Genomic DNA, 12,835 nt, shown 5'->3' on the forward strand with positions numbered 1-12,835 from the left:
TTGTTTCCGCCGCCGATTCATGCGTCATGCGAAAGCTAAGCACAAAAGCATCGTTGCGCCGCGAGGGCATCGCAAGCGTGTCGCGTCCGCGTGTCCTATAGTGCTTTTGCAAGCGAATCGACGACGACACAACTGGGAGACGCAGCATGGCGACATGGAAACCGGATCCGAGCTTCTACCCTTCCCCGCGGCTCGCGGCGAAAGCGCCGCGTGAAACGCTGGCCTACGTCGCGACGTTCGATCCCGAAAGCCAGACGCCCGACAGGATCGCCGTCGTCGATGTCGATCCGGATTCGCCGGACTACACGAAAATCGTCGGCGAAATCTCGATGCCCGATACCGGCGACGAGCTGCATCACTTCGGCTGGAACGCCTGCTCGTCATGCCTGTGCCCGAACGCGCCGCATCCGCACATGGAGCGGCGCTATCTCGTCGTGCCGGGGCTGCGGTCGTCGCGCATTCATATCCTCGACACGAAGCCCGATCCGAAGAAGCCCGTCATCGTCAAAACGATCGAGCCCGCAGAGCTCGCGGAAAAAACCGGCTATACGCGTCCGCACACGGTGCACTGCGGGCCGGGCGGGATCTATATCACCGCGCTCGGCAACGCCGAAGGCAAGGCGCCTGGCGGCGTGCTGATGCTCGATCAGCAGAGCTTCGATCCGCTCGGCCGCTGGGAAGTCGATCGCGGCCCGCAGCAGCTCGCGTATGACGGATGGTGGCATCTCGGCTACGACACGATGGTCACGAGCGAATGGGGCACGCCCGATACCTTCGAGAACGGCCTCGTGCCGGACTTGCTGCTCGGCGCGAAGTACGGCCGCAAGCTGCATTTCTGGGACTTCACGAAGCGCAGGCACATTCAGGAAATCGACTTCGGCGACGAGTATCAGCTCGTGTTCGAACTGCGCCCCGCGCACGATCCGACCAAGCCATACGGCTTCGTCAATTGCGTGATCAGCCTGAAGGATCTGTCGTCGTCGATCTGGACGTGGTATCGCGACGGCGACAAATGGGCGGTGAAGAAGATCATCGACATTCCCGCCGAGCCCGCCGATGCCGATGCGCTGCCGCCGCTGCTCAAAGGCTTCGGCGCGGTCCCGCCGCTCGTCTCGGACATCGATCTGTCCATGGACGATCGCTTTCTCTACGTGTCCTGCTGGGGCACGGGCGACATGCTGCAATACGACGTCTCCGATCCGTTCGCGCCGAAGCTGACGGGCAAGGTGCGCATCGGCGGCGTGGTGGGGCGCGCGCCGCCTCCCGGCGCCGCGCCTGGCGCGCTGAACGGCGGACCGCAGATGGTCGAGGTGAGCCGCGACGGCCGCCGCGTCTACTTCACCAACTCGCTCTACGGCGCGGTGGATGCGCAGTTTTATCCAGAAGGCATAGACGGCTGGATGGTGAAACTCGACGCCGATCCGAACGGCGGCCTCGCCGTCGACGACAAGTTCTTCATCGACTGGCCAAAGGGGCATCGGCCGCATCAGATCCGGCTGCAGGGCGGCGATTGTTCGTCGGATTCGTACTGCTATCCCTGAGACGCCGCGAGCCGCTTCGCATGGACGCCGCGTCGCCCGCGCTCCTCTTGACAGCCGCGGGCCTCGGCGCGTTTCACGGCCTCAATCCGGCGATGGGATGGCTCTTCGCGGTCGCGCTCGGCCTGTATGCGCAGAGCCGCCGTGTCGCACTGGTATCGCTCGTGCCGATCGCGCTGGGTCACGCGGCATCGGTCGCGCTCGTGCTCGCGAGCGCGCTCACGCTCGGCATGGTGATCGGCCATGACGTGCTCGCGCGCGCATCCGGGGCGCTTCTGATCGGCTGGGGCGTGTGGAGTGCGTGGCGCGGGCACCGCGGACGGCCGACCGTCGGCATGCGCACCGGGCTGGCGGGCCTCGCGCTGTGGTCCTTCGTGATGTCGAGCGCGCACGGCGCGGGGCTGATGCTCGTGCCGGCGCTGTTGCCGCTATGCACCGGCCGGCTTGCGAACACCGCGTTCGAAGCCACCGCGCTGGCGCTCGCCGTCCACACCGCTGCGATGCTCGCCGTGATCGCCGCGATCTCCATGTTCGCGATGTCCCTTCAGGAACGCGGCGGCCTAGGCTTTCTGCGCAGCGGCTGGATCAACGTCGATTGGCTCTGGAGCGCGGCGCTGATCGCATGCGGCGTGTTTCTGCTCGTCTAGCCTCGATGCGCGTTCCCGGCGTGTCTCCCGGCGCGCCGGAAAAAACGCACTTTGCATGCGTGATGCACGGTGGCATTTTGCATGCATCGTGCGGAATTCAATCCCGCTGCGACACTGCGTCGGCGCCAGGCAGTTCGACCGTGGTCCATCCACCGCCCAGCGCCTTCACGAGCGCAACGCTCGCCGCCATGCGCCGCCGTTCGATGCGCACCGCCGTGCGCTGATCCGACAGCACGATGGCCTGCGTCACCACGACGCTCAGATACGTGATCGCGCCGTTCTCGTAGCGGTTGCTCACCTTGCCGAGCGCGCGCTGGGCGGCATCGACGGCATCGCGCTGCGCTTCGCTTTCGCGGCGCAGCACTTCCAGCGCGTTCAGGTTGTCTTCCACTTGTCCGAACGCGGTCAGCACCGTTTGGCGATAATCCGCGACGTTCTCGTCGTAGGCGGCGCGCGCCGCATCTTGAGCCGCCGCGCGTCCGCCGAAATCGAGCACAGTGAACGCGAGTTGCGGCCCGAGCGACCAGAAGCGGCTCGGCGCTTCGAGCCACGACGTAAAACGCGTCGCTTCGAGACCGCCCGTCGCGGCGAGCAGCAGGTTCGGGAAGAACGCGGCCGTCGCCACGCCGACGCGCGCATTCGCCTCGGCGACGCGCCGTTCCGCCGCTGCGATGTCCGGACGCCGCTCGAGCAGCGCGGACGGCACGCTGAGCGGCAACACGGCAAGCGCCGCGGACGGATGCGGCGAATGCGCTTCGTTGAGCGGCGCGACATCGAGCGCGAAATTCGACGGATTTTCGCCGACAAGGATCGCGATCGCGTTGACGAGGCTCGTGCGCGTGGTCTCGAGATCGATCCGTTGCGCCTGCGTCGCGCGCAACTGCTCTTCCGCCTGGGCCACGTCCGATTCCGCCGCGACGCCGCCCGCGAAGCGATCGCGCGTGAGTGCGAGCGCTTTCTCATAGGCTTGCAGCGTGGCGTCCAGCAGTCGCTCTTCCTCAACGGTGCCGCGCAGATCGAAGTAGTTGGTCGCGAGTTCGGCCTGCATCGACAGAATCGCGCTTTGCAGGTCGGCCGCGCTCGCCTGCGCTGCCGCGCGCCCCCCCTCGACGGCACGCGAGATGCGCCCCCACAGATCCGGCTCCCAGGAGATTTGCGCATCGACCAGATAGTCGGGCACGGTGATGCCCGCGCTCGATTTGTACAGCACGTTCGACGACACGCGCGACTGATTGAATGCAGCATTCGCGGTGATCGTCGGGAAGTAAGCCGAACGCGCCTGCGCGGCCGCGGCACGCGCCCCGCGATAACGCGCAGCGGCAGCGGCAACGGTCTGGTTCGCAGTCGCGACGCGTTCTTCGAGCGCGTTCAGTTGCGGGTCGCCATACGCCTCCCACCAGGGCGCGCGCGGCTTCGCATCGGCGGGATGCGCGGGCTTCCAGTCTTGCGATGCCGCGGCGGACGCAGCAGGCGGCACATCGGACGGCGTCTGCGATTTATAGGCCGCGGGCACCGGCACGTCGGGCCGAACGTAATCCGGGCCGACTGCACAGCCCGCCGATGCGGCGATAGTTAGCCCTGCAACGATTCGGACCGATGCGCGCATCATCACGATTCGTTTCCTTCCTGCTTCGCCGCCCCGCCGCGCGCGCCCTCGCGTCCGATACGCACCGCCGCGCCGTCGATGATCGAATCGGGCGGATTCACGATCACACGCTCGTCGCCATTCAACCCGGAAACGATGGACACGCGCGTGCCGTAGTCCGTGCCGAGCATGATAGGCAGGAGCTTCACGCGATTGTTCGCATCGACGCTCGCGGCATGCACGCCATCGGGACGAAACAGCAGCGCATTGCCCGGCAGCGTGAAGGAAGGATTCGCGCTCGTCAGACGAAAGCGCACCTGCGCATATGCACCTGCGAGCAAGTCGCCCGTCGGATTCTTTACATCGACTTCGACACGCATCGTGCGCGCGACGGGATCGACCGCGCCCGCCGTGCGCACCGTGACGCCGTCGAACTTGCGGTTGCGCTCCTCGTTGAGCAGCAACTCCGCGGGCAAACCGACCGAAATCATGCGCGCATACGCCTGCGGCACATCGACGAACACGCGCAACGTCGACGCATCCTGAATGTGAAAGAGCTCGCGGCCCGCACTGCCGCTGCCCGCATCGATCAACTGCCCGACATCCGTATTGCGCGCCGTGACGACGCCATCGAACGGCGCATAGATCTTCTGGAATGACACGAGCTGTTCGAGCCGCGACACGTTCGCCTGCGCCGCATTCAGCGCGGCTTCCTTCGCGAGCATGTCGCCGTTCTTTTCATCGGTTTCCTGACGCGACACCGAATTGTTCTTCAGCATCTCCGCCCAGCGTTGCGCGGTCGTCTTTGCAAGCAGATAGTTCGCGCGCGCCGTTTGCGCATCGGCGCGGGCCTGGCGAAGCTGATCGTTGATCTCGGGCGCATCGATCTCCGCGAGCAACTGCCCCTTCTTCACCTTCGTGCCGATATCGACGGTCCAGCGCTTCAGATAACCATTCGTGCGCGCGAAGATCGGCGCATCGGAGAACGCGCGGATATCGCCGGCCAGCACGAGATCCTGCGACGCCTTCATGCGCGCCGGCTTGATGACTTCCACCGTCTGCACGCCATGCTCGTTCGCATCGCGCTCGAGTTCCGCATGCGCCGCGCGCCGCGAGAGTATGCCTTGCGCGACGAGCCCGACGACCACCACGAGCGCGATCACGAGCCATAAACGCCCTCGCCGCGTGGTGCCCGATCGTTGCGACCCCTGCTCTTCCATTCTTGCTCCACCCACTGATCGATTGTTTTATTGCGCCGCTTCTCTGGCCGTGGCGCCTGGTCCCTTGCCGCGTGCTTCCATGCGCCGGTAGATCATCGAGAACACGACCGGCACGAAGAACAATGTCGCGACCGTGCCGACCATCAGCCCGCCGATCACCGCGCGCCCGAGCGGCGCATTCTGCTCGCCGCCTTCGCCGAGACCGATCGCCATCGGCACCATGCCGATCATCATTGCGAGTGCCGTCATCAGCACCGGCCTGAAGCGCGAGTAGCCTGCTTCGAGCGCGCAGCGCACCGCATCGCCGTGCTCGGCGAGCGCCGCGCGCGCGAAGCTCACCACGAGAATGCTGTTCGCCGTCGCGATGCCGATACACATGATCGCGCCCGTCAACGCGGGAATCGACAGCGTCGTATGCGTGAGGAACAGCATCCACACGATGCCCGCGAGCGCGCCCGGCAATGCGGTGATGATGATGAACGGATCGAGCCACGACTGGAAGTTCACGACGATCAAGAGATACACGAGCACGACCGCGAGAATGAGGCCGAACGCGAGCCCGGAGAACGATCCGTTCATCGTCTCGACCTGGCCGCGCATGTCGATCGACGAGCCTTTGGGCAACTCGCCGCGCGCTTCGTCGATGATGCGCTGCACGTCGTCGGATACCGCGCCGAGATCGCGCCGCTCGGTCGTCGCATAGAGATTGATGGTGGTCTGCGCGTTGTAGTGATACACGACCGCATCGCGCGCGCCGCGCGATAGCGTTGCGAGTGCGCCGAGAATATTGGTCTTGCCGCTCGCGGACGTGACCGGAATGTTGGCCACCGATTGCAGCGAGTTCATGTCGTATTGCGGCGCCGTCGTGATGACGTTGTAGCTCACGCCGTTCACCGGATTGAGCCAGAACGTGGGCGTCGTCTGCTGGCTGCCGGAGAGCGTGATGAGCAGGTTGTTCGCGACGTCGCGCTGCGTGAAACCCGCTTGCAGCGCTTTGGTGCGATCCACTTCGACATTGATCGATGGCAGATCGGACGGCTGCTGGATGCGCGCATCGACGAGCCCCGGCACGCGGCGGATCTTTTCCAGCAAGCGGTTCGCGAGTGCGCGATTGGCCTGCGCATCGCGTCCGGTAATGGCGATGTCGATCGGCGCGGGCACGCCGAAGTTGAGAATCTGACTCACGATATCCGCGGGCAGAAACGAGAACGTCACGCCGGGAAACTCCTGCGGCAGGCGCTTGCGCAACTCATGGATATAGCCTTCGGTCGGCGCGTGATCTTCGTTCAGGCTGATGAGCACGTCGGCATCGGCGGAACTGACCGTACCCGTGTTGCTGTACGAGAGATTGATGCCCGACACCGGCAAGCCCATGTTGTCGATGATCGAGCGAATCTCGCCGCGTGGAATGAGTTGCCTGATGCGCGCATCGACGCGGTCGGTGAGTGCCGCCGTTTCCTCGATGCGCGTGCCGGTCTTCGCGCGCAAATGCAGCGCAATCACGCCTGAATCGATCGACGGAAAGAAGTCGCGTCCGAGGAACGGTGCAAGCCCGAGCGAAAGCAGGCAGCACAGCAGGAACAGCGATGCAAAGCGTCCCGGATGCAAAAGCCGCGCTTCGAGAAAACGTCGATATCGATTGCGCACGGATTCGAAGTGACGCTCGAACGCGAGATGGATGCGCACGAACGGATTGCGCGATCCCTTCATCGACTCGACATCGCCGCCCATGTGCTCGTGATGACGCAACAGGTATTTCGCGAGCGTCGGAACGAGCGTGCGCGAGAAGAAGTACGACGCGAGCATCGCGAACACGACGGCCTCGGCCATCGGCACGAAGAGGTAATGCGCGACGCCGGTCAGCAGGAACATTGGAATGAACACGATGCAGATCGAGAGCGTGGATACGAGCGTCGGCACCGCGATCTGTTGGGCGCCGTCGAGGATCGCCTGCTCCAGTTCCTTGCCCTGCTCCAGGTTCTGGCTGATATTTTCGATTGCAACTGTCGCATCGTCGACGAGAATGCCGACCGCCAGCGCGAGGCCGCCCAGCGTCATGATGTTGATGGTCTGCCCGATCGCGGAAAGCGCGACGATGGACGTCAGCATCGAGAGCGGTATGGAGATCGCGATGATGAGCGTCGCGCGCCAGCTTCCCAGGAAGAGCAGGACCATCAGCGCGGTCAGGCCCGCCGCGATCACCGCTTCACGCAACACGCCCGACACCGATGCGCGCACGAAGAGCGATTGATCCGCGACCGGCTCGATCTTGAGCGAGTCGGGCACCATGCCGCGCAAGGTCGGCAACAGGTTCTTCACGCGCGCGACGATATCGAGCGTCGATGCATTGCCGCTCTTGTTGATCGTGAGTAAGGACGCGCGCGTGCCGTTCACGCGCACGATATTGGTCTGCGGCTGAAAACCGTCGCGCACATGGGCGACGTCCTTGATATAGATCGTGCCGCCCGGACCCGTGCGGATCGGGATGTCGTTGAGCCCTTCGATCGAGCCCGGGCTCGCGTTCAGGCCGACCGAGTACTCCGTCGAGCCGATCTTCGTCGTGCCCGTGGGAAGAATGAGGTTCTGCGCGCTGATCGCATTGACGACATCGGTGGGCGCGAGGTTCTTCGCCTGCAGCTTGCGCGAGTCGATATCGACCATGATCTGCCGCTGCTTGCCGCCATAAGGCAGCGGCACCGACGCGCCCTGCACGGTCGCGAGTTGCGTCTTCAGGAAGCTGTTGCCGAAGTCGTAGAGCTGCTGCTCGGTGAGTTCAGCCGAGGACAACGCGAGCCGCAGAATCGGCACCGTCGATGCATTGAAGCGCAAGATGTTGGGCGGCGTGATGCCGGGCGGCAGCGAGCGCAATTGCGTCTGCGAAAGCGCGGTGATTTCCGCGATCGCTTCATCGACATTCGCGTTCGGCTGAAAGTAGATGCGAATGACCGCGATGCCCGGCAGCGATTCCGACTCGATGTGCTCGATGTCGTTGACCGCCACCGACAAGCCGCGTTCGTAATTCAGCGTGATGCGGCGCTCCATCTGATCGGGCGGCAGGCCCGTGTACGACCAGATGACGCTGACTACCGGAATATCGATGTTGGGGAAGATATCGGTCGGTGTGCGCAGGATGACAAGCGGACCGATGATCAGCAAGAGCAGCGACAGGACGATGAACGTGTACGGGCGCTTGAGCGCGAGTCTGACGATCCACATCTAAATTCTGCCTGCCCCGTTTGGTGTTCGTTATTCGAATACTGTTCGACGACTGCGCGAATGCACCCGCTACGATGACACAACAGAAGCTTACAAAACAATTCGCGCAAACGGTTGCGAGGGTTTATGCGGAAAGATTTCTGCAGAAGAATGCGGAGCCGCACCGGAAATGGAACAAGTGCTTCCAATTGGTGGGAATCGAATGGCGCCTCGCGGAACGCGAGGCGCTGAATAAACAGGGTTCAGACGGTTGCGGAACGTAGATCGAGCACGCGTTTCGCCTTGCCCGTTGCAGTCGTCGGCAGTGCGCCGGAATCGAGCACGCGCACTTGCGTCGATACGCCGACCATCGTCTTCACGCGGCTTTGCAACTCGCGCGACAGACCGGCACGTTCGCTCTCGTTCAACGTCGCGCAGACTTCGGCGCGCGCTTCGACCGAAACCGACAGCGAATCCATGTGGCCCTCGCGCGATACGCACAATTGATACTGACCGCTCAAACGCGGAATCGCGAGAATCAATTCTTCAATCTGGCTCGGGAACACATTCACGCCGCGAATGATGAGCATATCGTCCGAGCGGCCCGTGATCTTCGCGAGGCGGCGCATCGAACGCGCGCTCGGCGGCAGCAAAGACGTGAGATCGCGCGTGCGGTAGCGGATCATCGGCATCGCTTCCTTCGTGAGCGACGTGAAAACGAGCTCGCCCGTGGCGCCTTCGGGAAGCACCTCTCCCGTCACCGGATCGATGATCTCGGGATAGAAATGATCTTCCCAGATGGTCGGGCCGTCCTTCGTTTCGATGCATTCGCATGCGACGCCCGGACCCATGATTTCCGAAAGCCCGTAGATATCGAGCGCCTGAATGCCCGCGCGCGTTTCGATCTCGCTGCGTAAGCCCTGGCTCCACGGCTCCGCGCCGAAGATGCCGATCTTGAGCGACGTGTTGGCCGGGTCCATGCCCTGTCGCGCCATCTCGTCGAGCAGATTCAACATGTACGAAGGCGTGACGAGTATGATCTTCGGCTCGAAGTCGCGGATCAGTTGCACCTGCTTCTCGGTCTGGCCGCCCGACATCGGCACGACCATGCAGCCCAGACGTTCCGCGCCGTAGTGAATCCCGAGGCCGCCTGTGAAAAGGCCATAACCGAAGGCGTTATGCAGCGTATCGCCCTTGCGCCCGCCCGCGGCGCGAATCGAACGCGCGGTGACGTTCGCCCATGTGTCGATATCCTTCGCCGTGTAGCCGACCACGGTCGGCTTGCCTGTCGTGCCGCTCGATGCATGCACACGCACGACCTGATCCCGCGGCACCGCAAAGAGTCCGAAGGGATAGTTGTCACGTAAATCGGTTTTCGTCGTGGTCGGAAACCGTGCGAGATCGGACAGCTCGCGCAAGTCGTCGGGATGCACGCCTGCCGCGTCGAATGCGCGACGATAGTGCGGCACGTTCTCATAGGCGTGTCGCAACGTCCACTTCAGGCGTTCGAGTTGCAGCGCCTGAAGCTCGTCACGGCTCGCGCGTTCGATCGGTTCCAGTTCGCTCTGCTGTGCAATGGTTTGGACCATGGTTGTCTCCTGCATGAATGATCGATGAGTGAATGACGCGAATTCGCTTTAGTGGAAGCGTTCGTCCGAATAGCGCAAGCCAGCGATGAGTGGCGATGCGCGATAGCGGTCTTCGCCGTAATGCGCCGCGAGATGGAGCAACACATCGTGAATGCGCGCGATGCCGATGCGCTCGCCCCACGCAAGCGGCCCGAGCGGATAGTTCACGCCCTTCTCCATCGCGAGATCGAGATCCGCGCTCGTGCAGACGCCCTGATTCACCGCCTCCGCCGCTTCGTTGACGAGCATCGCAACGGTGCCCATCACGGCCATGCCGGCGATATCTTTCAATGGCACCACGGCATAGCCAGCCTTCGTCAGTGCGCCGGCTGCGGCAGCGTAGGCATCGTCGGCGCATTGACGCGCTCGCGTGATCGCGACGCTTTGCGCGGTCGCGTAATCGAGCGCGAGATCGATCAGCACGATGTTGTCGATGCCGAGCGCGTGCGCGCGTTCGGTGGCGGTGCGTCCATCGGTCAGAAAGAGATAAGCATCGTCGATTTGCGCGACGAGGCCGGGCATATCGTTACGGCTCGCGCTCGCTTCGGCGAGGCGCGCTTGCAGTCGCTCATACAACGGGGCGCTTTCACCGGGCACGATCTTCGAAGGCGTGCGCGTATGCGTCTCGATGCGCGCAGCAGGCTTCGCGGCGTTGGCGCCATAGTCATAGAAGCCGCGTTCCGTCTTTCGACCCAGAAAGCCCGCATTCACCAGTTCCTGCTGAATCAGCGAAGGCGTGAAGCGCGGATCGTTGAAGTACGCGTTGAACACCGATAGCGTCACGGCGAAGTTCACATCGTGACCGATCAGGTCCATCAGTTCGAACGGGCCCATTCTGAAGCCGCCCGAATCGCGCATGACGGCATCGATGGAAGCTGCGTCCGCGCCCTGTTCGTTGAGCACGCGCAGACCTTCGGCATAGAAGGGCCGCGCCACGCGATTGACGATGAAACCCGGCGTCGACCTTGCATGAACCGGCCTCTTGCCCCATGCGGCCGACGTCGCGTAGACCGTTTGCGCAACGTCATGCGATGTTGCGAGTCCACGCACGACTTCGACGAGCGCCATCAGCGGCGCGGGGTTGAAGAAGTGCATGCCGACCACACGCGACGGATGCTTCAGGGGCGCAGCGATCGCCGTGATCGAAATCGACGACGTGTTGGTCGCGAGTATGCACTCGGGCGTGACGATGCTTTCTAATTCGCTGAACAATGCACGCTTGACATCGAGCCTCTCGGCGACGGCTTCGATCACGAGCGATGCCCTGCGCATGTCCGCGAGGTTCGTCACGCTATGCACGCGGTCGATGGCCTTGTGTCCCGTGGCCTGATCGAGCCTCTTCTTGTCGATCAGGCGCTGCACGTTGGCCGCGATGCTCGAGCGCGCCTTGTCGAGCGCTTTCCCGTCGAGATCGTAAAGCAGCACGGTGTGTCCCGCGAGTGCCGCGACTTGTGCGATGCCCGCGCCCATCGCCCCCGCGCCGATCACGCCGACGACCGCCGATGACTGAATGGCCTGTGTCATGTTTCGCAGCCCTCAGACGCGCTCGATCGCGATGGCGATGCCCTGGCCCACGCCGATGCACATCGTGCACAGCGCATAGCGGCCGTTGCGGCGTTCCAGCTCGTACAGCGCGGTCGTGACGAGACGCGCGCCGGATGCACCGAGCGGATGGCCGAGCGCAATGGCGCCGCCGTTGGGATTCACGCGTGGATCGTCTTCGGCGAGACGCAGTTGACGCAGCACCGCGATGCCTTGCGATGCGAAGGCTTCATTGAGTTCGATGACGTCGAACTGTTCCAGCGCGAGCCCTGTGCGCGCGAGGAGCTTCTTCGTCGCGGGCGCGGGACCGATGCCCATGATGCGTGGCTCGACGCCCGCCGTCGCCATGCCGATGATGCGTGCGCGCGGCGTAAGTCCGTGGCGCCGGGCCGCCTCCTCGTTCGCAATGATGAGCGCACACGCACCATCATTTACGCCCGATGCATTGCCCGCCGTCACGCTGCCGTCAGGGCGCACGACGCCCTTCAGTTTGGCGAGCGTTTCGAGCGTGGTTTCGCGCGGATGCTCGTCGCGATCGATCGCGATCGTTTCGCCCTTCTTTTGCGGCACGTTCACTGCAACGATCTCCTGCGCGAGCGTGCCATCGGCCTGTGCGCGCGCGGCGCGTTGCTGGCTGCGCAGTGCGAAGCGGTCCTGCGCATCGCGCGTGATGCCGAAATCGACGGCGACGTTTTCCGCGGTCTCGGGCATCGAATCGACGCCATAGCGCTCGCGCATTGCGCGATTGATGAAACGCCAGCCTATGGTGGTATCGAAGATATCGGCCGACCGCGAGAACGCGCTCGACGCCTTGCCCATCACGAAAGGCGCACGCGTCATGCTCTCGACGCCGCCTGCGAGATAGAGCGAGCCATCGCCCGCCTTGATGGCGCGCGCCGCGCTGCCGACCGCATCCATGCCCGAACCGCACAAGCGGTTGATTGTCGAGCCGGGTACGTCGATGGGCAAGCCCGCCAGCAGGCCCGACATGCGCGCGACGTTGCGGTTGTCCTCGCCTGCCTGGTTCGCGCAGCCGTAGATCACATCGTCAACCTGCGTCCAGTCCACCGATGCATTGCGCTTCATGAGCGCGGTGATGGGCACGGCGCCGAGGTCGTCGGCGCGGACGTCCTTGAAAACACCACCATAGCGGCCGATGGGCGTACGAATAGCATCGCAGATGAAGGCTTCGGTCATGACAAGTCTCGATGTGGAGGATGATCGATCGCAACGAAGCCGTGCAATGGTTGCATTGCTAACGACTTCGCGCTTGAATTGATTGATTGGAAATCTTCGGCTTCACGCGCATCGTTGCGATGCGCGTCTTTCGCTGCAGCAAGAACGACGTTCAGCGCTCGTCGAAACTCACGACCACCCGCTCGCTCACCGGATGACATTGGCAAGTCAGCACGAAGCCGTCATCGATTTCATGTTGTTCGAGCGTGTAGTTCTTTTCCATCTTCACTTCGCCTTCGAGCAC

The 12,835-nt window shown here is 63.6% G+C and carries 8 protein-coding genes and 1 pseudogene; 2 read left to right on the plus strand and 7 right to left on the minus strand.

Translation table 11 applies throughout. The features are described from left to right. Positions 1-146: 146 nt before the first annotated feature. A complete protein-coding gene (locus tag NCT32_RS07305; RefSeq protein ID WP_250490036.1) occupies positions 147-1,541 on the plus strand; it encodes a selenium-binding family protein in 1,395 nt (464 codons plus the stop codon). 20 nt (positions 1,542-1,561) lie between these two features. Beyond that, entirely contained in the window at positions 1,562-2,185 is a 624-nt protein-coding gene (locus tag NCT32_RS07310; RefSeq protein ID WP_250490037.1) for a hypothetical protein, read from the plus strand. A gap of 97 nt (positions 2,186-2,282) precedes the next feature. Here NCT32_RS07310 and NCT32_RS07315 read toward each other — a convergent pair whose 3' ends face one another. The 7 genes and pseudogenes from NCT32_RS07315 to NCT32_RS07345 form a co-directional block, all read right to left on the minus strand. Continuing rightward, positions 2,283-3,794: an efflux transporter outer membrane subunit gene (locus NCT32_RS07315; protein WP_250490038.1), complete on the minus strand. Its 1,512-nt coding sequence runs from the start codon at positions 3,792-3,794 to the stop codon at positions 2,283-2,285. Beyond that, positions 3,794-4,990 (minus strand): efflux RND transporter periplasmic adaptor subunit, encoded by a 1,197-nt coding sequence (locus NCT32_RS07320; protein WP_250490039.1) that lies wholly within the window; start codon positions 4,988-4,990, stop codon positions 3,794-3,796. Before NCT32_RS07320 ends, NCT32_RS07315 begins: the two co-directional genes overlap by 1 nt. Before the next feature lie 27 nt (positions 4,991-5,017). Continuing rightward, on the minus strand, positions 5,018-8,206 hold the full coding sequence (locus NCT32_RS07325; protein WP_061117291.1) for an efflux RND transporter permease subunit: 3,189 nt from the start codon (positions 8,204-8,206) through the stop codon (positions 5,018-5,020). Positions 8,207-8,448: 242 nt separating this feature from the next. Beyond that, positions 8,449-9,774, minus strand: coding sequence for a phenylacetate--CoA ligase PaaK (gene paaK, locus NCT32_RS07330; RefSeq protein WP_250490040.1), 1,326 nt, complete (start codon positions 9,772-9,774; stop codon positions 8,449-8,451). A gap of 48 nt (positions 9,775-9,822) precedes the next feature. After that, positions 9,823-11,337, minus strand: a complete 1,515-nt coding sequence (locus tag NCT32_RS07335; protein WP_250490041.1) for a 3-hydroxyacyl-CoA dehydrogenase — start codon at positions 11,335-11,337, stop codon at positions 9,823-9,825. 12 nt (positions 11,338-11,349) lie between these two features. Further along, positions 11,350-12,552 carry a 3-oxoadipyl-CoA thiolase gene (gene pcaF, locus NCT32_RS07340; RefSeq protein WP_061117288.1) on the minus strand — a complete coding sequence of 401 codons (1,203 nt, stop codon included), beginning with the start codon at positions 12,550-12,552 and terminating at the stop codon, positions 11,350-11,352. 151 nt (positions 12,553-12,703) lie between these two features. Further along, a pseudogene (locus tag NCT32_RS07345) lies at positions 12,704-12,835 on the minus strand (phenylacetic acid degradation protein); the annotation flags it as partial.

Origin of the sequence: Caballeronia sp. INML2 (assembly GCF_023631365.1) — a bacterium.
Taxonomy (GTDB): Bacteria; Pseudomonadota; Gammaproteobacteria; order Burkholderiales; family Burkholderiaceae; genus Caballeronia; species Caballeronia turbans.